A 22,492-nucleotide genomic window follows, 5' to 3' on the forward strand; every position below is an offset into this window, starting at 1 on the left:
GATATCCCCGCCCATCGACACCCGTCCACCTCCGCAGAACGGCTACAGAACGGCGCGGTGAAATCACCCTCAGACAACCATGGACTCAACAAGAACGCCAGACACTACAAAGATCACCAACAGCATCCGAAATTTGAGCCAGAGCCTGGAACTCACGAACAAAATCACCGCCGGTTCTGGCGCTCCCACGGAACGTGATCAGGAGGTGTCCAATGACGTTTCCCCGGAAGGGTACTCGCCTCATCACCGTAAGTGATGTGGCTTACCGCTGGCGCATCCGTCACAAGCCCACCTACGACCAGGCCATCGGCGTGGGCCCGCTCACTTTCGCGGTCCAACTGGCCGACAAACCGGGCCAGGTTCTCCTGGCATCGCTGCCCTGCCAGCGCCCAGACAGCTGGCTCGGCGAGAAGACGACAACGGTACGCCCGGCCCTCGTCGCCGCCACCATCAGAAAGGCCCTGGACCTCGGCTGGTCCCCCAACCGAAACGGGAGTGCCATGATCATGGACCTTTCAGACAATGATCTGGCGGGTCTCGCCGAAACCCGTCTCCTGCTTTAGGTCAGGGTCATGCCTGCGATGTTGGTCGCGATCTCCTCCACAGCAGGGTGATCGCCAGAAGTCCTGCCAGGCACGGCAGCACCCCGGCCCAACCGAGCAATGGCGGCAGGCCCGTGTCTCCAGAGGTGTCCGTCACGAGCAGGTTGAACAGGGCGAGGGTCCTGGGGCGTCACGGCCAGGAGGCTTACGAGCGACCCGACATCAAGCCACGGCGCGATCAGGGGCAGGCGATCAGAGGCTCAGGCGCCTGCCCCGCGCAACCTCGGTCGGTCAGATGACGCCCAGGGCCAGCATGGCTTCGGCGACCTGGGTGAAACCGGCGATGTTGGCGCCGGCGATGTAGCTACCAGGGGCGCCGTACTCGTCGGCGGTCTGCAGGCAGCGGTCGTGGATGCCGCGCATGATGTCGGCGAGGCGCTCCTCGGTGTGCTCGAAGGTCCAGGAGTCGCGGGAGGCGTTCTGCTGCATCTCCAGGGCGCTGGTAGCGACCCCGCCGGCGTTGGCGGCCTTGCCGGGGGCGAAGCGGACGCCGGCTTCGGCGAACAGTTTGACGGCGTCGGGGGTGGTGGGCATGTTGGCGCCCTCCGCGACGATCTGGCACCCATTCTTGATCAGGGTGAGCGCGTCCGCGCCGTTGAGTTCGTTCTGGGTGGCGGAGGGCAGGGCGATGTCGCAGGGGACGCCCCAGACAGTGCGAGCCGGCACGAAGTGGGCGTCGTCGCGGGCTTGCGCATACTCCTGGATGCGCCCGCGCCGCACCTGCTTGATCTCTTTGAGCAGGTCGAGGTCGATGCCCTTGTCGTCGACGACGTAGCCGCTGGAGTCGGAGCAGGCGACGACGGCACCGCCGAGCTGGTGGACCTTCTCGATGGCGTAGATGGCCACGTTGCCCGAGCCGGAGACGACGACCCGCTTACCGTCGAAGGACCGGCCGTCGGTCTTGAGCATCTCGTCGACGAAGTAGACCGTGCCGTAGCCGGTGGCCTCGGTGCGGACCTGGGAGCCGCCCCAGGTCAGGCCCTTGCCGGTGAGGACGCCTGATTCGTACCGGTTGGTGATTCGTTTGTACTGGCCGAACAGGTAACCGATCTCCCGGCCGCCGACGCCGATGTCGCCCGCCGGGACGTCGGTGTACTCGCCGATGTGCCGGTACAGCTCGGTCATGAACGACTGGCAGAAGCGCATGACCTCGCCGTCGGAGCGGCCCTTGGGGTCGAAGTCGGAGCCGCCCTTGCCGCCGCCGATCGGCATCCCGGTGAGCGCGTTCTTGAAGATCTGCTCGAAGCCGAGGAACTTGACGATCCCGAGGTAGACGCTGGGGTGGAACCGCAGCCCTCCCTTGTACGGCCCGAGGGCCGAGTTGAACTCGACCCGAAACCCCCGGTTGATGTTGACCCGACCGGCGTCGTCCACCCACGGAACCCGGAAGATGATCTGCCGCTCGGGTTCGCACAGACGCTGGATGACGGCCGCGTCCGCGTACTGCGGATGCTTGGCGACAACTGGCCCAAGGCTGTCCAGCACCTCGTGTACGGCTTGGTGGAACTCGGTTTCCCCGGGGTTGCGACGCAGCACCTCGTCGTAGATGTCGTACAGCTTCTCGTCAAGGACGGGCACGCCGTCACTCCTTCAATCAGGGGATCGACCATGACAAGTCCCGACAACGCTGGCGGCGACCCCTCCGAGGGTATCGGCCACCACTTGATGCCATGTTAGAGAGGACCCGAAACAAGCTGGAAACATACGACACGCACGATCCTGCCGACCGCGCCCCGCGACATCCAACTCGGCCATGCCGCAGTCCCCGCCGAACTGCCGACCGACCCAAATGGCGTGATCCTCATATGTCCCGATCTGCTATGCCGCTTCTGCTGGCTGTACAGCAGTCCGTCCGATGACCCGCCTTTGTCGTCCGGTCCCAAGTGGACCGAGACCGACCACCAGGCCCGCTCACAGGTCACCGCACCCGGTCTAGTCGGGAATCGGGCCAAGCCCGAGAACGGCGCGCAGAGCGTTCTCCAGGTCAGTGGCGCGGTCGAAATCGCCGGCATGGCCAGTGAGGAAGGCGAAAGTGTAGCCGGCGGCGCCGGCATAGTTACCGCCCAGGCCGCCCATACCGTAGTCGTCACCATGGATGCCGAAGCCCAGCCCCCAGGTCGCCTGTGCCCCGAAAACCGCGTCCATCCCCGAGCATTGGGCGGTGGTGGCCTCGGCGAGCAGGCCGGCTGACAGCAGCCGCGGCAACGCGGAGTAGAACCCTGCGGCTGCCCGGGCGGTGCCGTGGGCGTTGATAGCGGGGATCTCGGCGGCCCGCCAGGCGGCGGAGTTGACCACAGCCGGGTCCTGGGCACCGGGCGGATTGCCGATAGCCCGGTGGTAGAGGTCGGGCTTGCCGTCCAGCGCGGCAGCCCGGTAGGCCGAGGTCAAGCCGGTCAGCTCGATCGCCCGCGCCTGTTCAGCGGGGCCGAGGCCGATGTGAAAGTCCAGCTCGTGCGGGCCGCAGACCTCCTCAGCGAGAAAGCGGCCGAGCGTCCGCCCGTCGGCGCGCCGGACCAGTTCGCCGACCAAGTGCCCGTAGAACAACGCCGACTCGCCGTGCGCGGTGCCCGGCTCCCACGACGGCTCCTGCGCGGCAAGAAGCGCGCACATCCGATCCCAGTCGTAGAAAGTCTCGGTGGGTACCAGCTGGTCCAGTGCCACCACGCCCGCCTGGTGCGACAGGACATGTCGTACGGTCGCCGGCGCAGTGAACTCGGGCCAGTAGCGCCGCATCGGGGCGTCCAACTCCAGCACGCCCCGATCCACGAGGAGCAACACACAGACCGCCGCGAACGGTTTGGTTACGGAGTACGGCATGACGATGCTGTCGCGTGACCAGCCCGGCCCGCCCCACAGGTCGATGATCCATCGGCCGTCCAACTGGGCGGCAACCGCGGCCCCCGCTCCCCCAGCCTGCCGCTTCAGCACATCGGCGAAAACGTCCCGTACCTGCTCGAAACCCGGTTCCACCGTTCCGTTGACCATGGCCCTCCACCCTAGGAGCGGACAGGCAATTTGTCGTACCCGAACAAGAAACCCCGCCTGCCAATCAAGGGAGACGGGGTTTCTGCACGTCAAGAGCTACTTCAGCAGCTGGCGGGCCATCACCATGCGCTGGATCTGGTTGGTGCCCTCGTAGATTTGGGTGATTTTGGCGTCGCGCATCATGCGTTCGACTGGGAAGTCGCGGGTGTAGCCGTAGCCGCCGAGGAGTTGGACGGCGTCGGTGGTTATTTCCATGGCGGCGTCGCTGGCGGCGCATTTGGCGGCGCTGGAGAAGAAGGTGAGGTCGGCGGCGGGGGTGCCGTGCATGGCGCGGTCGGATTTGGCGGCGGCGGTGTAGGTGAGTTGGCGGGCGGCTTCGAGTTTCATGGCCATGTCGGCGATCATGAATTGGAGGCCCTGGAAGTCGGCGATGGGGCGGCCGAACTGTTTGCGTTCCTTGACGTAGGAGATGGCGTAGTCGAGGGCGCCTTGGGCGATGCCGAGAGCCTGCGCGGCGATGGTGATGCGGGTGTGGTCCAGGGTGGCGAGGGCGGTTTTGAAGCCGGTGCCGGGGGCGCCGATCATCCGGGTGGCGGGGATGCGGACGTTGTCGAAGAGGACCTGGCGGGTGGGGGACGCCTTGATGCCGAGTTTCTTCTCCTTGGGGCCGAAGGAGACGCCCTCGTCGGATTTCTCCACGACGAAGGCGGAGATGCCGCGCGGGCCCGCGCCGGGCTCGGTCACGGCCATGACCGTGTAGAACTCGGAGACGCCGGCGTTGGTGATCCACATTTTGGCGCCGTTGAGGATGTAGTGGTCGCCGTCGGCCACCGCGCGGGTCTTCATCGCGGCGGCGTCGGAACCGGCCTCGGCTTCGGAGAGGGCGTAGGAGAACATGCCCTCGCCGCGGGCGACGGGCGCCAGGTACTGAGCCTTGAGTTCCTCGGACCCGGACAGAAGTAGTGGAACCGTGCCTAGTTTATTGACCGCGGGTATGAGGGAAGAGGAAGCGCAGGCGCGGGCCACCTCTTCGATCACGATGACGGTGGCCAGCGCGTCAGCGCCAACGCCGCCGTACTCCTCGGGCACGTGTGTGGCGTGGAAGTCGGCGGCGACAAGATCTTTGTAGACCTCCCAGGGGAACTCCTCGCTCTCGTCCGCGGCTGCGGCGCGCGGAGCGATCCGTTCGTCGGCGAGGGCGCGTACGGCCTCGCGCAGCATTTCGTGCTCCTCGCTGAGCGAGTAGAGAGGGAAGCTCATAGCCCGATTGTAGGACGTCCAACTATTGGCCGACCACCAGGGCAGGGTCCACGAAGAAAGGGTCCATAGCCTGGGATAACATGCCGGGACGCAAAGTGTCGGTAATGAGGGGAGTGTGGCCGTGCCGTACCGTCTCACGGTGCTGGGGACCGGGTACCTGGGGGCCACGCACGCTGCGTGCATGGCCGAGCTGGGATTCGAGGTGCTCGGCCTGGACGTGGACCCCGAGAAGATCGCCACTTTGCAGCGCGGGGAGTTGCCGATCCACGAGCCGGGGCTGGAGGAACTCCTGCGGCGGCACCTGGCCACCGGGCGGTTGCGGTTCACCACCTCGTACGAGGAGGCGGCCGCGTTCGGGGATGTACATTTCGTCTGCGTCGGCACCCCGCAGAAGAAGGGCGAGTACGCCGCCGACGTCTCCTATCTGGACGCGGTGATCGAGTCCCTGGCGCCACATCTCGACCGTGACTGCCTGGTGGTCGGCAAGTCCACCGTCCCGGTCGGTACGGCACAGCGCCTGGCCGACAAACTCGCCGCCCTTGCCGGGCCGCAGGTCGAACTCGCCTGGAACCCGGAGTTCCTCCGGGAGGGCTTCGCCGTCCAGGACACCCTGAAGCCGGACCGGCTCGTGTTCGGCGTGGCCTCCGAGCGGGCCGAGAAGATCCTCAGAGACGTGTACGGCCCGCTGGGCGACGTCCCGATCGTGGTCACCGACTTCCCGACGGCGGAACTGGTCAAGTCGGCCGCCAACGCCTTCCTGGCCACCAAGATCTCGTTCATCAACGCCATGGCGGAGGTCTGCGAGGCCGCGCACGCGGATGTGCGGCAACTCTCCCTGGCGCTCTCCTTCGACGAGCGCATCGGCGGCCGTTTCCTCAACCCGGGGCTGGGGTTCGGCGGCGGCTGCCTGCCCAAGGACATCCGGGCGTTCATGGCCAGGGCCGGGGAACTCGGCGCCGACCAGGCGCTCACCTTCCTCCGCGAGGTGGACGCGATCAACATGCGCCGCCGGGCCCGCATGGTGGACCTGGCCAGGGACCTGGTGGGCGGCTCCTTCCACACCAAGACCGTGGGCGTCCTGGGGGCGGCGTTCAAGCCCAACTCCGACGACATCCGCGACTCCCCCGCGCTGGACGTGGCGCTCACCATCGGCCAGCAGGGCGGCGCGGTGACGGTGTACGACCCGGTCGCGCTCACCAACGCCCGCAAGGCCCACCCCACCCTGGACTACGCCGACTCCGCCCTGGACGCCACCCGCCACGCCGACGTGGTGCTCCTGCTCACCGAATGGCAGGAGTTCGTCGAACTGGACCCGGAGCGGGTCGGCTCCGTGGTGAGCGCCCGCAACATCGTGGACGGCCGCAACGCGCTGGACGCGGAAACCTGGCGAGCGGCGGGCTGGAACTACCGCGCCCTCGGCCGGCCCTAGAGCCCGGTCCTACAGCTCCAGCGCCTCGGCGCGGAGTTTCTCCCCCTTGGCGTGCGCCTGGTCGCGGAGGGCAACCTGAAATGTCGCCATACGTCCACGCAGCGCGGGATCGGCGACCGCCAGGATGCGAACCGCGAGCAACCCGGCATTGCGCGCGCCGCCGACCGCCACCGTGGCCACCGGAACCCCGGCCGGCATCTGGACGATGGACAGCAGCGAGTCCAGGCCGTCCAGGTACTTGAGCGGAACCGGCACACCGATCACCGGGAGCGGAGTGACCGAGGCGAGCATGCCGGGGAGGTGGGCCGCCCCGCCCGCTCCGGCGATGATCACCTTCACGCCGCGGGAGTCGGCGTGGCGGCCGTAGTTGAGCATCTCCTCCGGCATGCGGTGGGCGGAGACGACATCGGCCTCGAAGGGCACGCCGAACTCGCTGAGCGCCTCGGCGGCGGCCCTCATGACCGGCCAGTCCGAGTCGCTGCCCATCACGATCCCGACCTGGGCGGCGGGTGTGCTCATCCGAGTGGTCCTCTCAGGCAGGTGACGGCGTGGCGGGCGCGGGCACGTACCTCGTCGAGGTCGGTGCCGAGGGCGGTGACGTGGCCGATCTTGCGGCCGGGGCGGACTTCCTTGCCGTAGAAGTGGATCTTGATGCCCGGGTCGTGGGCGAGCACGTGCTCGTACCGGCGGAAGACGTCCGGGTCGGGGCCGCCGAGCAGGTTGGCCATGACGACCACGGGCGCGGTGAGGGCGGGTGAGCCGAGCGGCAGATCCAGTACGGCCCGCAGATGCTGTTCGAACTGGGAGGTCCTGGAGCCCTCGATGGTCCAGTGGCCGCTGTTGTGCGGGCGCATGGCCAGCTCGTTGACGATCAGGCCGGTCTTGGTCTGGAACATCTCGACCGCCAGCAGCCCGGTCACGCCGAGTTCGGCGGCGATGGACAGCGCCACCCGCTGCGCTTCGGCGGCGTGCTCGCCGTCGAGTTCGGGGGCGGGGGCGATCACCTCCACGCAGATGCCGTCCTCCTGGACCGTCTCCACCACGGGGTAGCTGACGCCCTGGCCGTGCGGGGAGCGGGCGACCAGTACGGCGAGTTCCCGCTCGAACGGGACGAACGCCTCCACGAGCAGTTCCATGCCGTGGCCGAGCACTTCGGCGGCCTCCGCGGCGGACCTGACGACCCAGACCCCTCGTCCGTCGTACCCGCCGCGCACCGCCTTGAGCACCACCGGCCAGCTGTGCTCGGCGGCGAACTCCGCCACGTCCTGGAGGCCGGTGACCCGGGCCCAGGCCGGGCAGGGTGCGCCGATCGCGGTGAGCCGGTCGCGCATGACCGCCTTGTCCTGGGCGTGGACGAGCGCCTCCGCCCCCGGATGTACGGCGATGCCCGCCGAAGCCAGCGCGCGGATGTGGTCGGTCGGCACGTGTTCGTGGTCGAAGGTGACCGCGGAGCAGCCTTCGGCGAAGGCCCGCAGATCGTCCAGGGAACGGTAGTCACCCACCGTGGTCGCCGGGATCACCCGGGCCGCGCTCTCGTCCGGAGATCCGGCGAGCACCCGGAGTTCGATACCGAGGGCGATGGCGGCCTGCTGGGTCATTCTGGCCAGCTGCCCGGCGCCGACCATCCCGACAACGGGGGCGTTGGGGCTGTTCACAAGGGGCAAGCTTAACCGAGGCGGTTCAGTGCGCCGGGGCCGCGGTCAGCCGGCGGTGATCTCGGCCAGCTCCCGGCGGAGTCCGATCGTGGTCATCTTGCCGGCCTCGGTGACCTTGGTGGCCAGGAAGAGGATCTCGCTGCCCGTGAGGGTGTCCAACCGGGACTTGCCGGTGAAGGCGCGCAGATCGTCCTTGCCGTACAGGGGGTGTTTGAGGGTCTTGCGCCCGCGGGCGGGTTTCTGGGTGCGGACCAGGCGCAGGGCGTGCAGGACCAGGGCGCCGCCGTCGGCCAGCATGAGCACCCGAGGCGACTCGGTGACCAGCCGGACGTCGGTGGTGACACGGTCGGGGCGGGCTTTGGTGGGGCGGCGGAGCAGCTCCGCCAGCAGGGCCCGCATGGGGTCCCCGGCGGGGAAGGTGATGCCGCTCACTCCGGCGGGGTCGGTCAGGTAGGTCAGGTACTGCTGGGGCACCAGCTTGGCTTTGACGGTGAGCGCCGGGTCGGCCGGCATCTCGTCCCCGGCCGGTTCGGCCACCTTGCCCAGCGCCGGTACGGGCCCGAGCGCCAGCCGCCAGAGTTCCTGCTCCAGCATGATGACGAAGTACGCGGGTTCGGGGTCCCGCGCTATGGCCAGGAACCACGTGCCGTCCTCGGGGGCGGGCGCCGCGGGCAGGTAGACGTCGGCGTCGGAGTACTCCGGACGGGCCGGGGCGCGGTGGCCCTTCGGGATCGCCGCGCAGACGGTTTCCGCCGACTGCCCTTCCGCCCAGGTGCTCAGGTAGGCCACCTTGGCGCAGTCCAGCCGCCGCCAGGCCCCCCAGAGTTCGGGCAGGGTGTCGAAGGCGTCCTCGGCCACGTCCACGGTGAGGGCCGGGGGCGGACTCGGCCGGGGCACGATCTCCTCGACGACCGGCGGGGCGCCCCCGCAGGCGACCGCGCCCGCCAGCAGCACCAGGCCCCAACCGGTACGGGGGAGGGTGGCACGGCGACCAGGGAGACCGAGTAGTCCCATGATCAGGAGTCACCTCTCCACCCGGCACGACACGCCTGATATCGGGCGCGAGCGTAGTGCCTCCAAGCCCCCAATCGCCCTCATAGTCGGATATTTGTTGAAATGTTCTTCGGCCAGCTGGGCAGAACCTTAAAGAAGAACGGACGGGACGCCCGTTTCCAGGCAGTACCGGTAGCCTGGGACGAATCCGAAGGCCGGGCCAGGAGGCCCGAACAGGAAGGATTGTGCGGCTCGTGCAGCTTATTCGTCGCGCATACGAGCGGTTCGCCGCGCTCGTCCACGAAGTGCTCAAGTTCGGAACCGTGGGCGCCATGGCCTTCGTGATCAACTTCGGCGTGGTCAACGCGCTGTGGGCCTGGTGGGGGTCGCAGGGCACGCTCACCGCGAAGGTGATCGCCACCGTGGTGGCCGCCACCTTCGCCTACTTCGGCAACCGCTACTGGACCTTCCGCCACCGCGAGCAGAGCGGCCTGGCCCGCGAGTACGTGCTGTTCTTCGTGCTGAACGGGGTCGGCCTGCTGATCGAGCTGCTCTGCCTCAGCTTCAGCCGGTACACACTGGGCCTGGACAACCTGCTCGCCAACAACATCGCCACCCTGATCGGCACCGGTCTCGGCACGCTGTTCCGGTTCTGGTCGTACAAGAAGTGGGTGTTCCTGGCCGCGCAGCCGGTGGAGAGCACGGTGGAGGGCACCGTGGAGGGCACGGTGGAAGCTCAGGCGGGCCCGCTGACCACTCGGTGACGCCGCCCGTTCTCGCCCACCTGGCGGAGGAAGATGGCGAACGTGGCCGGACGGGGTTTGACCAGCTCCAGCCGCCCGCCGTCGGCCGCCACCAGGGAGCGGGCCAGGGTGAGCCCGAGGCCGGTGCCGTGCCCGCCGGTGACGTTCCGCTCGAAGACCCGGTTACGGATCTTGTCCGGCACCCCGGGCCCCTGGTCGGACACCTCGATGACGATGGACTTCTCCGAACTCGTGGTGGTGATCCGGACCGGCCCCCCGCCGTGTTGCAGCGAGTTGTCCAGCAGCGTGGCGACCACCTGGCTCAGCCCGCCGGTGGTGGCCAGCGCCAGCAGCCCCCGGGTGCCGGTCAGCTCGATCTGCCGATGGGAGCGGCGGAACGCGGGCTCCCATTCGGTGATCTGCTGGATCAGCACGTCGTCTATGTCGATCGGCTCGGCCTGCGAGGTGCGCTGGCGGCGCGCCGCGGCCAGTAGCTCGTCGATGACCGCGGTGAGGCGTTCGGCCTGCACGATGGCGGCCTCGCCCTCCTCCTGCACGACGGCGGGCTCGTCGGCCGCCGCGACGATCTCCTCCAGCCGCATGGTCAGCCCGGTCAGCGGGGTGCGCAGCTGGTGGGAGGCGTCGGTGGCGAACTCCCGCTCCCGGCCGAGCAGCTCGGAGATGCGGATGGCGCTGCGGTCCAGCACCTCGGCCACCCGGTCCAGCTCGGGGATCCCGTACCGGTGTTTGCTTGGGCGGGCGTCGCCGGAGCCCAGTTTCTCAGCGATCTTGGCCAGGTCTATCAACGGCAGCGTGAGGCGCCGCGAGGTCACCACGGCCAGGCCGATGGCCACGCCGAGCGCGGCGACCGCCAGCGAGATGGTGAGCAGCAGGCGGGCCCGGATCTCCTGGTCGATCTCGGCGGTGTCCCGGGTGACCCGGACGACCCCGTTCTCGGACCTGGCGTCCTCGGTCAGCGAGCGGTTCGCCGGGGGCTGGATGCCCACCGCGATCGGCGAGATCCCGCGGAACGCCACCTGCACGTACCGGTTGGGGTAGTTGCTCGCCAGCTGTTTGGGGTCGACCGGCTGCTCCTGGCTGATCGCATACTCCACGCTGATCAGCACGCGGGTGGCCTCGGCGCTGAGCTCCTGGGCGGCCTCGTCGTTGATGAGCCGTACGACGACCACGCCCAGGGGCACGCCGAGCAGCAGGACCGCGATGACCGCCACGAGCAGCATCGAGGAGAGCAGGCGCCGCCGCATCCGCCTTACTCGCGTTCGAAGCGGAAGCCGACCCCTCGCACTGTGGTGATGTACCGGGGCTTGGCGGCGTCATCGCCCAGTTTGCGACGGAGCCAGGAGATGTGCATGTCCAGGGTCTTGGTGGAACCCCACCAGTTGGTGTCCCAGACCTCACGCATAATCTGCTCACGAGTCACCACCTTTCCGGCGTCCCTGACCAGGACGCGGAGCAGGTCGAACTCCTTGGTGGTGAGGTGCAGCTCCTTGTCGCCCATCCAGGCGCGGCGGGAGTCTGCGTCGATCCGCACCCCCTGCACCACGGGAGTCTCCGACGTGCCGCGCCGCAGTAGCGCCCGGACCCGGGCGAGCAGTTCGGCCAGTCTGAACGGTTTGGTTACGTAGTCGTCGGCCCCGGCGTCGAGACCGACCACGGTGTCGACTTCGTCGACGCGAGCGGTGAGGATGAGCACGGGCGTCCCATGGCCTTCGGCCCTGATCCGGCGGGCGACCTCGAGCCCGTCCATCTCCGGCAGGCCAAGGTCCAGAACTATGAGGTCAACGCCTCCAGAAAGAGCCCTTTCCAGGGCCTGCGGGCCGTCCGGGCTCACCTCCACCTGGTAGCCCTCCCGGCGCAGCGCGCGCGCCAGTGGCTCTGAGATCGAGGTGTCATCCTCGGCGAGAAGTACGCAGGTCATGGAGCGATCGTAGGACCTTAAGCGATCGTTTCCCGGCAGCAGCGCGCGGTTTGACTCGTCGTTGACCTATCAATTGACCTGGGCAAACACACTTAAAGGTCGGTATATGGCAGTAGTTCCACCGCCCGATCGCGGTAGCGGGAGAGGAAAGAAGCCAGGGAAAGGAGAAGCCCGCCGAGGCGGAATACGGCGGGCGTGCCCCATGCGGCTCGACTACATTCAGGAGGCCACATTCAGGAGGAGGAGGGTGGCTCCGCGTAGCGCTGGAGATAGAGCTGCTCGCCCAGGCTCTCCATCAGCCCGAGCTCGGTCTCCAGATAGTCGATGTGGTGCTCCTCGTCCTTCAGGATCTCCTCGAAGAGCAGGGCGGAGACGATGTCACCACGCTCCCGCATCAGCGCGATCCCCGGCTTGAGCCGCTTCACCACACCCAGCTCCAGGTCGAGGTCGGCCTGGATCTGCTCCTTCACCGTCTGCCCGATGTGCAGGGTGTTCAGCTTCTGGTAGTTGGGCAGCGCCTCCAGGAACAGGATGCGGTCGGTCAGCTTCTCCGCGTGGCGCATCTCGTCGAAGGATTCGGCCCGGGTGTAACTCGCCAGCTTGGTGTAGCCCCAGTTCTCCTGCATCTTGGCGTGCAGGAAGTACTGGTTGATCGCGGTGAGCTCGGACGTCAGCTGCTCGTTGAGCAGTGCGATGATCTCTTTGTCGCCCTGCATTGACAAGCCCCTTGGTCTCTATGCGGTGGTGATCAGGTCTTCTGACCTTTTTAGGATCGCACAGATCTTCCGGACACATGCCGCGCAGTCGCCTCCGGCGCCCGTGGTGTCGCGCACCTGCCGGGCGGTCCGGGCGCCGGCCTTGATGCACTCGTGCACTTCGGTGTCGGTCACCGCGCGGCAGATGCAGACGTACATGGCAGGGGAGGGCCTCTCAAAGTAGGTTAGGCACACCTAAGATAACCCACTTTGGTAAGGCTTGCCTACGTGAGGCAGAACACACTCGTCAATAGCCCCTGGCCAGCCACTCCGCCAGGTGCGGCGCCTCCGCGCCGATGGTGGTCGACGAGCCGTGACCGGTGTGCACCACCGTCTCCGCCGGGAGCGTCAGCAGCCGGTCCTCGATCGACTCGATGATCGTCTCGAACGAGGAGTACGACCGCCCGGTGGCCCCTGGCCCGCCCTGGAACAGGGTGTCGCCGGTGAACACCACGCCCAGTTCGGGGGCGTGCAGGCAGACCGCGCCCGGCGAGTGCCCGGGCGTGTGCAGCACGGTCAACGCTACCTCTCCGGCATCGATGACCTGCCCGTCCTTCAACGGCCGGTACGGCACCGCCCCCGCGCCGTAGTGCATCTCCCAGAGCATCTGGTCGGCCGGATGGAGCAGAATGGGCGCCCCCGTCCGGTCCGCCACCTCGGCGGCGGCGTCGATGTGGTCGTTGTGCCCATGCGTGCACACGATGGCGGTCACCGCCCGGCCGGCCACCGCCGCCAGGATGGCCTCGGCGTCGTGGGCGGCGTCGATGACGACGACCTCCTCCTCCGACCCCACCAGCCAGACGTTGTTGTCGACCTCCCAGGTCCCGCCGTCCAGCGAGAACGTGCCGGAGGTGATCAGATGCCCGACCTTGTCCTGGGCGCTCACAGCACCACCGCCGAACGCAGCACCTCGCCGCGGTGCATTTTGGCGAACGCCTCCTCCACGTCGCCGAGCCCGATGGTCTCGGTGACGAAGCCGCCCAGGTTGAGGCGGCCCTGCAGGTACAGGTCGATCAGCATGGGGAAGTCGCGGCTGGGCAGGCAGTCGCCGTACCAGGAGGACTTGAGCGCGCCGCCGCGCCCGAAGACGTCGAGCAGCGGCAGGTCCAGGCGCATGTCGGGGGTGGGCACGCCGACCAGCACCACGGTCCCGGCCAGGTCGCGGGCGTAGAAGGCCTGCTGGTAGGTCTCCGGGCGGCCGACCGCCTCGATCACCACGTCGGCCCCGTGGCCGCCGGTGAGGTCGCGGATGGCCTCCACCGGGTCGCTCTCCCGCGAGTTGACCGTGTGGGTGGCGCCGAACTCGCGGGCCCAGTCCAGCTTGCGGGTGTCCACGTCGACGCCGATGATCGTCCTGGCCCCGGCCAGCCGGGCGCCGAGGATGGCTGCGTTGCCGACGCCGCCACAGCCGATCACGGCCACCGAGTCGCCCCTGGTCACCCCGCCGGTGTTGATCGCGGCGCCCAGACCGGCCATCACGCCGCAGCCGAGCAGCCCCGCCACCGCGGGTTCGGCGCGGGGGTCGACCTTGGTGCACTGCCCGGCGGCGACCAGGGTCTTCTCGATGAAGGCGCCGATGCCCAGGGCCGGGCTGAGGACCGTCCCGTCGGTGAGCGTCATCTTCTGCTTGGCGTTGTGGGTGGCGAAGCAGTACCAGGGACGCCCGCGCAGGCAGGCCCGGCAGTTGCCGCAGACCGCCCGCCAGTTGAGGATCACGTAGTCGCCGGGGGCCACCTCGGTGACGCCTTCGCCGACCGCCTCCACCACGCCCGCGGCCTCATGACCGAGCAGGAACGGGAAGTCGTCGTTGATCCCGCCCTCCCGGTAGTGCAGGTCGGTGTGGCAGACCCCGCACGCCTGGATCGTGACAACCGCCTCGCCGGGTCCGGGGTCGGGCACGATCACCGTCTCCAAGGTGACCGGCTCGCCCTTGCCCCTGGCGACGACGCCCTGCACTTCATAAGCCACAACAACCACCTCGTCCTCATTGACCGGAGATCAGGATTTCCAGGACAAGCCATCTCGTCAAGGTCGGCGCAGCACATAAGGCTGGACCACGCCCAGGCCGCGCGCAGGGCGACGGCGGATTTTGACCACGTCGATTCCGGGCCGGCCGATGACGGCCTCGGCGAGCGCGCTGTCGGCGATCACGCTGCCCGGGCGGGCGATGGCGGTGAGCCGGGCCGCCAGGTTGACGGTGGTGCCGAAGACATCCCCCATCACGGGCAACACCGGCCCGTACGCCAACCCGATCCGTACCCCGGGATCGCCCCGGCCAAGCGCGTCCACCAGGTCGAGCGTCATCCGGGCGGCGACCTCGGGATCGGCGGCGGTGAAGAGCACCTCGTCGCCGAGGGTCTTGACCAGCCGCCCGCCGTGCTGAGCCACCACGTCGGAGGCCCGCTCCTCGAAGCCCTCCACCAGTTCGGCCAGCGCGAGCTCGTCCAGCTCGCGGGAGACCCGGGTGAAGGAGACCAGGTCGGCGAAGCCCACCGCCAGGGTCAGCCGGTGCGGCGGGGCGTCGTCGGCGAGGGCCAGCAGGCGGCCCGCCGAAGCGGCCAGCTGGGCCCGCCAGACGTGCACGAGCATGCGTTCGAAGTCGGGCAGCAGCAGGCGCGCCGCCTCCACCAGCCGGGCCAGGTCGGCGTCACCGGGCCGCTCGTTCGGGTCGAGCAGCGCCCCCACCATGATCTCCGTCTGCCACTGCGCCAGCCGCGCGGTGGTCCGGCCCAGCGCCCTGGCCATCCGGAGCACGGTGGTCTCGTCCAGCAGCCCGGCCTCCAGCATCGCCCCGACCCGCCGCAGCGCGTCCAGGTCGGCATCGGTGAAGGCCACCGCGTCGTCGGCCAGGGTGGCGAAGCCGAGCGCCCGCCAGAGCCGTTCGGCCAGCTCGGGCCGTACCCCCGCGGCTGCCGCCAGCGCGCGGCGGTTGTGGCGCGGCGGCTCGCCGAGGAAGACCCGCTGCACCTCCGCTGGGCCGGGGCGGTCGCTCACTTGCCGTCGATGGTCCCGTCGGCGGCGTCCTCCACCAGCCGGAACAGCTCGGTACGGACCGTCTGGATCTTGGGAATGTCCCGGTAGTTGATCTCACCCCGCTCGGAGGCCGACTCGACCTTCAGGGTGCCGCAGCCGAGCAGCCGCTCCAGCAGGGTCTGGTCGGAACTGACCGAGTTGACCTTGGCCAGCGGGATGTCGTCCTCGGACTTGCTGAGCACGCCGGTGCTGATGTTGAACCGGTGCGTGGTCAGCGTGTACGAGGTGGTCTTCCACCGCAGGTACGGAATGAACGACAGGAGCGTGAGCGCGACGACGGAGACCACGGCCACCGTGATCCGGGCGAGCCAGTCGTACTCGAACTCCGGCATGAAGTAGATCGCCGCGCTGGAGACGGCGATCACCAGAACCAAGGCGAGGAAGGGCACGACGAGCCGCTTCCAGTGCGGGTGGAACGAGTGGACGACGCGTTCCCCGGTGGTGAGGTGGTGATCGGGCAGACCCATAGTGGGCATCGTGGCACGACCGGGCGCTCTCTGTCGTGTCGGACTCTGATTACGAAACGGCGCGGACGTGGACCACGTCCCCCACGCTCAACGGATGATCCTCCCCGTCGGCCCGCACGATCAGGCGCCCCGCGCGGTCCACCGAGGTGGCCTGCCCGACCAGCACCCGCTCCCCGGGCAGCTCCACCCGCACTTCCTGCCCGACCGTGGCGCTGCTTGCCAGGTAGGCCGCCCGCAGCCCGCACGCCTCCGCGTCCCCGTCGGCGGCCACCCACTCCCGGTACCGTACGGCCAGCTCGCGCAGCACCGCGACGAGCAGTTCCCCCCGGTCGGTGCAGGTGGCCCCGGCCAGGGCCAGCGAGATGGCCCGTTCCACGGGCAGTTCCTCCCGGCGCAGGGTGACGTTGAGCCCCATGCCGACCACCACCGAGCGGTCGACCCGCTCGGCCAGCACCCCGGCCAGCTTCCGCTCCCCGGCCAGCAGGTCGTTGGGCCACTTCAGCCGGACGTCGACCCCGCTCACCCGGCTTACGGCAGTGGCGGCGGCCAGTCCGAACAGCAACGGCAGCCAGCCCTGCCGGCCCACCGGCACATCGGGCCGCAGCAGCACCGAGAAGGTCAGCCCCGACCGTGGTGGCGCGCTCCACAGCCGGCCCAGCCGCCCCCGCCCGGCGAACTGCGACTCGGCCACCAGCACCGCCCCTTCCCGAGTCCCCTCCCGGGCGCCGGCCCCCAGGTCGGCGTTGGTCGACCCCGTACGGTCCACGACGGTCACCGACGACCAGAGCGAGCCCGGTCTTACCAGGGCCTCCCGCAGCGCGGCCTGCGACAACGACGGACGTTCGAGATCAGGGAATGGTGACTGTGGCACCCCGTAATCTTCTCGTCCCGAGCGGCGTTCTGTAACCGGATTCCGTCATGGCCTGGTCATAAGGTGTTCTACAGAACAGCTGAGGAGTGCAAATGGACCGCAGGAACTGGGCGGGATGGAAGCCCTTCGGGATCGGCGAGCGCAAGCCGAACAACTACCTGGAGCTCTGGAAGGCGTTCCGTTCGGTGAAGGGCAACCGGCGCTACGCCTGGCGCATCCTCACCCAGGGCACCTGCGACGGCTGCGCGCTGGGCACCAAGGGCATGCGGGACTGGACGATGGACGAGATCCATCTGTGCAACATCCGGCTCCGGCTGCTTGAGCTGAACACGATGCCCGCGCTGGATCCGGCGCTGCTGGCCGACGTAGCCAAATTGCCGTCCCGGAGCGGGGACCTGCGGGCGCTGGGGCGGCTGCCGTACCCGATGCTCCGCCGGCAGGGGGAGCCCGGGTTCCGGCGGATCTCCTGGGAGGAGGCGCTGGAGACGGCGGCCGGGCGGCTGGACGGGCGGGTCGGGGTCTACCTGACCAGCAGGGGCGTGCCCAACGAGAACTACTTCGCGGCCCAGAAGGCGGTCCGGGCGCTGGGCGTGAACTCCATCGACAACGCGGCCAGGATCTGCCACTCCCCGTCCACCGTGGCGCTCAAGCAGACCATCGGCGCCGCCGCGACCACCTGCTCCTACCAGGACTGGATCGGCTCCGACCTGATCGTCTTCATCGGCTCCAACCCGTCCAACAACCAGCCGGTGGCGATGAAGTACCTCTACCACGCCAAGAAGGCGGGCACCCGCATCGCGATGGTGAACACCTACCGCGAACCGGGCATGGACCGGTACTGGGTGCCCTCCAACATGGAGTCCGCGGTCTTCGGCACGAAGATCACCGATCACTTCTTCGGCGTGAACATCGGGGGCGACATCGGCTTCCTGAACGGCGTGCTGAAGCACCTGATCGAGAACGACTGGCTGGACAAGGAGTTCATCGACCGGCACACCGCCGACTTCGACACGGTGCGCGAACAGGTCGCCGGCCAGTCCTGGGAGTCCCTGGAGGCGCTTTCCGGGGCCACCAGGCAGGACATGTTCGAGCTGGCCAAACTGCTGGGCGAGGCCCGCTCGGCCGTGCTGGTCTGGTCGATGGGCATCACCCAGCACGCCTACGGCGAGGAGAACGTGCGGGCCATCGTCAATCTGGGCCTGGCGCGTGGCTTCGTCGGCCGGGACAACTGCGGCCTGATGCCGATCCGGGGCCACAGCGGCGTGCAGGGCGGCGCCGAGATGGGCGCGTACGCCACCGGCCTGCCCGGCGGCCTGCCGGTCACCCCCGAGAACGCGGCCAAATTCACCGAACTGTGGGGGTTCGAGGTCCCCGCCGAGCCCGGCCTGACCGCCACCGACATGATCGACGCGGCGCACGCGGGCGAACTGGACGTGCTGATCTCCTCCGGCGGCAACTTCCTGGAGGTGCTCCCCGACCCGGACTACTGCCGCGAGGCCCTGTCCCGCCCGTCCCTGCGGGTGCACATCGACATCGTGCTCTCCTCGCAGATGCTGGTCCCCGGCGCGGGCGACGTGCTCCTGCTCCCCGCGCAAACCAGGTACGAAATGTCGGGCGGGGTCACCGAGACCTCCACCGAGCGGCGGATCATCTACTCCCCCGAGGTCCCCGGCCCCCGGATCGGCGAGGCCTGGCCGGAGTGGAAGATCTTCACCGAGCTGGTCGCCCGGGCCCGTCCCGACCTGGCCGACCGGGTCCGCTACGAGGGCACCGCCGCCATCCGCGCCGACATCGAACGGGCCGTGCCGTTCTACCAGGGCATCGCCGCCCTGTCCGGATTCGGCGACCAGGTCCAGTACGGTGGGCGCCACCTCTGCCCGGACGGCGAGTTCCCCACCCCGGACGGGCGGGGCCGGTTCACGCCGGTGGCGCTGCCCGAACTGACCCGCCCCGACGGGGCCTTCCTGGTCGCGACCCGGCGCGGCAAGCAGTTCAACAGCATGGTCCACGAGCGCAGGGACGGGTTCAACGGGGCCACCCGGCAGGCCGTGCTGATCAGCGCGTACGACGCGGACCGGCTGGGCCTGGCCGACGGCGCCGAGGTGACGCTGACCAGCGAGTCGGGGAGCTTCACCGGGCAGGTGCTGCGGGCGCCGCTGATGCCGGGGAACGTGCAGATCCACTGGCCGGAGGGGAACGTGCTGCTGGACAAGGCCCGGCGCTCGCCCGACGCCCGGATTCCCGACTACAACGCCTACGCGACCCTCACCCCGCGATGAGCCGTCCCGGGCCCATTTCCCGGTACCGGGTGCGCCAGGTCTCCCGGGGGCACGAGCGGGAGCGGCGCGACGACCTGGCCACCGAGGAGCCCCTGGAGATCCGGGTGCTGGCGGCCGGCGAGAGCCGTACCGTGGCGATCACCATGCGCACCCCGGGCGCGGACTTCGAGCTCGCGGCCGGTTTCCTGCACGGCGAAGGCGTGATCGCCCCGGGCGACGTGACGGCCATCGGCTACTGCACCGACGAGGACGTCCTCCCGGAGGCCCGCTACAACACCGTCTCCGTCCGCCTCAACCGCCCAATCCCCGAAATTTCCCATCTAGAGCGACATTTCGTGACTTCGAGCGCGTGTGGGGTGTGCGGGAGCGGCAGCCTGGACGCCCTCCGGAACCGCTGCGCCCCGCTCACCGGCCCCACCACGCTCACCGTCACCCCCGAGATCCTGTACGGCCTGCCCGCCACCCTCCGCCAGGCCCAGGGCGTCTTCGGCCGGACCGGCGGCCTGCACGCGGCGGGCCTGTTCACCCCGGACGGCACCCTGATCCAGGCCCGCGAGGACGTCGGCCGCCACAACGCGGTGGACAAACTGGTCGGCTGGGCCCTGCTCCAGGGCAGGCTCCCGCTCACCGGCCACCTGCTCCTGGTCAGCGGCCGGGCCAGCTACGAGATCCTGCAGAAGGCGCTGGCCGCCGGAATCGAGCTGGTCTGCGCGGTCTCCGCCCCCTCCTCCCTGGCCGTGGACCTGGCCAGGGAGTTCGGCCAGACCCTCGTCGGCTTCCTGCGCGAGGAGCGCTTCAACGTCTACGCCGGGGCCGAGCGGGTCACCCCGTGTTCTGCAGCCCCGCCGCCACCCCGTTCACGCTGAGCAGCAGCAGCGTGGACAGCCGCTCCCGCTCCTCCTCCGGCAGCCCGTCCGCGCTCCGCAGCGCCGACAGCGCCCGCAGCTGGAGGTGGGACAGGGCGTCCACGTACGGGTCGCGGAGCTGGACCGCGCGGGAGAGCACCCGGCGGCTCTCCAGCAGGCGGCTGTGGCCGGTGATCTCCAGGACCAGCTTCCTGGTCAGGTCGTACTCCACCAGCACCTGCTTGGTGAAGTCGTCCCGGCCGCCCAGCGCCAGGTAGCGGGTGGCGATCGACCGGTCGGTCTTGGCCAGCGACATCTCCACGTTGTCCAGCAGCGAGGCGAACAGCGGCCACTCCTGGTAGGCCGACTGGAGCTCGGCCCGGCCCCCGGACTCCAGCACCGCCGACAGGCCGCTGCCCAGGCCGTACCAGCCGGGCAGGTTGACGCGGGTCTGCGCCCAGGCGAACACCCACGGGATGGCGCGCAGGTCGTCCAGCGACTTGGGGGCGCCCAGGCCGCGCCGGGCCGGGCGGGAGCCCAGGCGCAGCGAGCCGATCTCCTCCAGCGGGCTGACCAGCGCGAACCACTCGGGGAAGCCGGGGGCCTCGGTCAGCGCGCGGTAGGCGTGCTCGGAGGCCGTGGCGACCTGCCCGGCCAGGTGGCGGAACTTGGCGGCGGCCTCGGCGGTCCGGCTCTCCACCGTGCTGGTGGAGGCCAGCAGCACGGCGTTGGTGACCTGCTCGATGTGGCGGCGGGCGATGGCCTGGTGACCGTACCTGGCGAAGATCACCTCGCCCTGCTCGGTCACCTTGAACCGCCCGGCCACCGAGCCGGGGGCCTGGGCCAGCACCGCCCGGTTGGCGGGGCCGCCGCCCCGGCCGAGCGCGCCGCCCCGGCCGTGGAAGAGGGTGAGCCGGATGTCGTTGTCGGCCGCCCAGGCGGCCAGCGCGGCCTGCGCGTCGTAGAGGCGGAGGGTGGCGGCGGCCGGGCCGAGCTCCTTGGCCGAGTCGGAGTAGCCGAGCATGACCTCCAGCCGGCGCCCGTTGGCGGCCAGCCGCCGCTGGACCGGCTCGGCGGCCACCATGCCGGCCAGCACGGCAACCGAGTTGTCCAGGTCCTCCCCGGACTCGAAGAGCGGCACCACGTCCAGCACCGGGGCCCGGTCGCCGAGCGCGTGCCTGGCCAGCTCGTAGACGGCCACCACGTCCTGCGCCGAGCGGGTGAACGAGACCACGTACCGGGAGCAGGCCTTGACCCCGAAGCGCTCCTGGATCCAGGCGATGGTCCGGATGGTGGCCAGCACCTCCTCGGTACGCTCCGAGCGCCCCTTCCCTGCCTTCAGCTCGGCCAGCGCCTCGGCGTGCACCTGGGAGTGCTGGCGCACCTCCAGCTCAGCCAGGTGGAAGCCGAAGGTCTCCACCTGCCAGATGAGGTTCTGCAGCTCGCCGAAGGCCTGCCGTACCGCGCCGGCCTCGCGGAGCGAGTCCTGGGCCAGGCGCAGGTCGGCCAGCAGATCGGCCGGGGACAGGTAGGCCAGGTCCAGGTCGCGGCGGCGGGTGGCGGCGATCCTGGCCGCCACGAAGAGCAGCCACTGGCGGTGCGGCTCCTGCGGGGAGCGGGTGGCCATCTCCGAGACCAGGTCGGGGAAGTCCCCCTCGGCCTGGGCCAGCGCGGCCCGCAGCTGCTCGGACGGCGAGGTGTAGGCGCTGGCCAGGGTGAGGGTGCGGGCGATCCGGGTGGCGGCGGTCTCCAGCGCGACCAGCACGTGCTCGGCGTGGATGAGCACGGCCTCCCTGGTGACCTTGGCGGTGACGTTCGGGTTGCCGTCCCGGTCCCCGCCGATCCAGCTGCCGTACCGGATGTAGGCGCGGGAGCGGGGCACCCGGGTGCCGGTGCCGGGCTCCAGGGCGGCGTCCAGCGAGCGGTAGATGAACGGGACGACCCGGAAGAGCGTCTCGTCGAAGGCGGCCATCGCGGTGCGCACCTCGTCCAGCGGGTCCAGCTTGGTGTGCCGCAGCTGGTGGGTGCGCCAGAGCAGGTCGATCTCCTCCAGCAGCCGCCGGCGGGCCTCGTCGCGCTCGGCGGCGCCCCGGCCGGGGGTGTTGTAGAGGTCCAGCTGGGCGCTGACCCGCTGGATGGCGGTGACCACGGCACGCCGCCGGGCCTCGGTGGGGTGCGCGGTCAGCACCGGACGGAACTCCAGACCGGCCACCAGCCGGTTCAGCTCCTCCTCACCGAGATCGTCCTTCAGATCCCGGACGGCCTGGGCCAGCGACTCGGGCACCGGCACGTTGTCACTGTCCCTGGCCCGCAGGATGCGGATGCGGTAGTGCTCCTCGGCCAGGTTGACCAGGTGGAAGTAGCAGGTGAAGGCGCGGGCGATCTGCACCGCCCGGTCCACCGGCCAGGAGCTCGCCAGGGCGGCCACCTCGTCCCCGCTGACCTCCCGGCGGCGGGCGGCGATCACCGCCTTGCGCAGCCGTTCCACGTCCGCGAGCAGTTCGGGGCCGCCGTGTTCGGCGATCACCTGGCCGAGCAACTCACCCAGAAGGCGGACGTCGGCGCGCAGGTCGTCGGGCATCTCCGTGACGGCGCTGTGGCGTTCTGCGGGAGAGATCGAGGCCATGCCTGGAAGC

22 protein-coding genes are annotated in these 22,492 nt (G+C 69.6%); 6 read left to right on the forward strand and 16 right to left on the reverse strand.

Features of this window, described 5'->3' with window-relative positions; all coding sequences use genetic code 11:
* A partial coding sequence (locus KIP79_RS21555) for a hypothetical protein (RefSeq protein WP_214106690.1) occupies positions 1 to 198 on the forward strand: 198 nt, incomplete at its 5' end.
* 14 nt (positions 199 to 212) lie between these two features.
* Positions 213 to 563, forward strand: coding sequence for a hypothetical protein (locus KIP79_RS21560; RefSeq protein WP_214106691.1), 351 nt, complete (start codon positions 213 to 215; stop codon positions 561 to 563).
* A 270-nt stretch (positions 564 to 833) separates the two neighbouring features.
* Here the strand turns inward: KIP79_RS21560 and gdhA are convergent, their stop codons facing one another.
* The 3 genes from gdhA to KIP79_RS21575 form a co-directional block, all read right to left on the reverse strand.
* On the reverse strand, positions 834 to 2,180 hold the full coding sequence (gene gdhA / locus KIP79_RS21565; RefSeq protein ID WP_214106692.1) for an NADP-specific glutamate dehydrogenase: 1,347 nt from the start codon (positions 2,178 to 2,180) through the stop codon (positions 834 to 836).
* A gap of 354 nt (positions 2,181 to 2,534) precedes the next feature.
* Positions 2,535 to 3,587: a serine hydrolase domain-containing protein gene (locus KIP79_RS21570; protein WP_214106693.1), complete on the reverse strand. Its 1,053-nt coding sequence runs from the start codon at positions 3,585 to 3,587 to the stop codon at positions 2,535 to 2,537.
* A 96-nt stretch (positions 3,588 to 3,683) separates the two neighbouring features.
* The gene (locus KIP79_RS21575; protein WP_214106694.1) at positions 3,684 to 4,847 is read right to left on the reverse strand and encodes an acyl-CoA dehydrogenase family protein; all 1,164 of its coding nucleotides are present in this window, start codon (positions 4,845 to 4,847) and stop codon (positions 3,684 to 3,686) included.
* A gap of 121 nt (positions 4,848 to 4,968) precedes the next feature.
* Here KIP79_RS21575 and KIP79_RS21580 point away from each other — a divergent pair, with 121 nt between their 5' ends.
* Positions 4,969 to 6,276 carry a UDP-glucose dehydrogenase family protein gene (locus KIP79_RS21580; protein ID WP_214106695.1) on the forward strand — a complete coding sequence of 436 codons (1,308 nt, stop codon included), beginning with the start codon at positions 4,969 to 4,971 and terminating at the stop codon, positions 6,274 to 6,276.
* 9 nt (positions 6,277 to 6,285) lie between these two features.
* Here the strand turns inward: KIP79_RS21580 and purE are convergent, their stop codons facing one another.
* Genes purE through KIP79_RS21595 form a run of 3 tightly spaced genes read right to left on the reverse strand, consistent with a single transcriptional unit; the run spans position 6,286 to position 8,945 of the window.
* Positions 6,286 to 6,795, reverse strand: coding sequence for a 5-(carboxyamino)imidazole ribonucleotide mutase (gene purE / locus KIP79_RS21585; protein WP_214106696.1), 510 nt, complete (start codon positions 6,793 to 6,795; stop codon positions 6,286 to 6,288).
* Positions 6,792 to 7,931 (reverse strand): 5-(carboxyamino)imidazole ribonucleotide synthase, encoded by a 1,140-nt coding sequence (locus tag KIP79_RS21590; RefSeq protein WP_214106697.1) that lies wholly within the window; start codon positions 7,929 to 7,931, stop codon positions 6,792 to 6,794. Before KIP79_RS21590 ends, purE begins: the two co-directional genes overlap by 4 nt.
* A 45-nt stretch (positions 7,932 to 7,976) precedes the next feature.
* Positions 7,977 to 8,945 carry a hypothetical protein gene (locus KIP79_RS21595; RefSeq protein ID WP_214106698.1) on the reverse strand — a complete coding sequence of 323 codons (969 nt, stop codon included), beginning with the start codon at positions 8,943 to 8,945 and terminating at the stop codon, positions 7,977 to 7,979.
* Positions 8,946 to 9,178: 233 nt separating this feature from the next.
* Between KIP79_RS21595 and KIP79_RS21600 the strand changes: the two genes are divergently transcribed.
* Positions 9,179 to 9,688: a GtrA family protein gene (locus KIP79_RS21600; RefSeq protein WP_214106699.1), complete on the forward strand. Its 510-nt coding sequence runs from the start codon at positions 9,179 to 9,181 to the stop codon at positions 9,686 to 9,688.
* On the opposite strand, the gene KIP79_RS21605 is transcribed toward KIP79_RS21600, so the two are convergent.
* The 9 genes from KIP79_RS21605 to KIP79_RS21645 form a co-directional block, all read right to left on the reverse strand.
* Positions 9,661 to 10,932 carry an ATP-binding protein gene (locus tag KIP79_RS21605; protein WP_214106700.1) on the reverse strand — a complete coding sequence of 424 codons (1,272 nt, stop codon included), beginning with the start codon at positions 10,930 to 10,932 and terminating at the stop codon, positions 9,661 to 9,663. The two genes, KIP79_RS21600 and KIP79_RS21605, sit on opposite strands and share 28 nt — an antisense overlap.
* A gap of 5 nt (positions 10,933 to 10,937) precedes the next feature.
* Complete coding sequence (locus tag KIP79_RS21610; protein ID WP_030451323.1) at positions 10,938 to 11,606, reverse strand: response regulator transcription factor; 669 nt, start codon at positions 11,604 to 11,606, stop codon at positions 10,938 to 10,940.
* A gap of 233 nt (positions 11,607 to 11,839) precedes the next feature.
* Positions 11,840 to 12,322: a bacterioferritin gene (gene bfr / locus KIP79_RS21615; RefSeq protein WP_214106701.1), complete on the reverse strand. Its 483-nt coding sequence runs from the start codon at positions 12,320 to 12,322 to the stop codon at positions 11,840 to 11,842.
* A gap of 18 nt (positions 12,323 to 12,340) precedes the next feature.
* The gene (locus KIP79_RS21620; RefSeq protein WP_214106702.1) at positions 12,341 to 12,520 is read right to left on the reverse strand and encodes a (2Fe-2S)-binding protein; all 180 of its coding nucleotides are present in this window, start codon (positions 12,518 to 12,520) and stop codon (positions 12,341 to 12,343) included.
* Positions 12,521 to 12,608: 88 nt separating this feature from the next.
* Positions 12,609 to 13,247, reverse strand: a complete 639-nt coding sequence (locus KIP79_RS21625) for an MBL fold metallo-hydrolase (protein WP_214106703.1) — start codon at positions 13,245 to 13,247, stop codon at positions 12,609 to 12,611.
* Positions 13,244 to 14,329, reverse strand: a complete 1,086-nt coding sequence (locus tag KIP79_RS21630; protein WP_214106704.1) for an S-(hydroxymethyl)mycothiol dehydrogenase — start codon at positions 14,327 to 14,329, stop codon at positions 13,244 to 13,246. The genes KIP79_RS21625 and KIP79_RS21630 overlap by 4 nt, the downstream gene beginning before the upstream one ends.
* Before the next feature lie 57 nt (positions 14,330 to 14,386).
* Entirely contained in the window at positions 14,387 to 15,355 is a 969-nt protein-coding gene (locus KIP79_RS21635; protein ID WP_214106705.1) for an adenylate/guanylate cyclase domain-containing protein, read from the reverse strand.
* Positions 15,352 to 15,861, reverse strand: a complete 510-nt coding sequence (locus KIP79_RS21640; protein WP_214106706.1) for a PH domain-containing protein — start codon at positions 15,859 to 15,861, stop codon at positions 15,352 to 15,354. The genes KIP79_RS21635 and KIP79_RS21640 overlap by 4 nt, the downstream gene beginning before the upstream one ends.
* 49 nt (positions 15,862 to 15,910) lie before the next feature.
* Complete coding sequence (locus KIP79_RS21645) at positions 15,911 to 16,732, reverse strand: biotin--[acetyl-CoA-carboxylase] ligase (RefSeq protein WP_214106707.1); 822 nt, start codon at positions 16,730 to 16,732, stop codon at positions 15,911 to 15,913.
* 92 nt (positions 16,733 to 16,824) lie between these two features.
* On the opposite strand from KIP79_RS21645, the gene KIP79_RS21650 reads away from it, so the two are divergent.
* Positions 16,825 to 19,011 (forward strand): FdhF/YdeP family oxidoreductase, encoded by a 2,187-nt coding sequence (locus KIP79_RS21650; RefSeq protein ID WP_214106708.1) that lies wholly within the window; start codon positions 16,825 to 16,827, stop codon positions 19,009 to 19,011.
* Complete coding sequence (fdhD, locus tag KIP79_RS21655) at positions 19,008 to 19,877, forward strand: formate dehydrogenase accessory sulfurtransferase FdhD (protein WP_214106709.1); 870 nt, start codon at positions 19,008 to 19,010, stop codon at positions 19,875 to 19,877. The genes KIP79_RS21650 and fdhD overlap by 4 nt, the downstream gene beginning before the upstream one ends.
* On the opposite strand, the gene KIP79_RS21660 is transcribed toward fdhD, so the two are convergent.
* A complete protein-coding gene (locus KIP79_RS21660; RefSeq protein WP_214106710.1) occupies positions 19,834 to 22,482 on the reverse strand; it encodes a phosphoenolpyruvate carboxylase in 2,649 nt (882 codons plus the stop codon). The genes fdhD and KIP79_RS21660 overlap by 44 nt on opposite strands.
* Positions 22,483 to 22,492 lie beyond the last annotated feature (10 nt).

The organism is Acrocarpospora catenulata (assembly GCF_018476525.1).
Lineage (GTDB): Bacteria > Actinomycetota > Actinomycetes > Streptosporangiales > Streptosporangiaceae > Acrocarpospora > Acrocarpospora catenulata.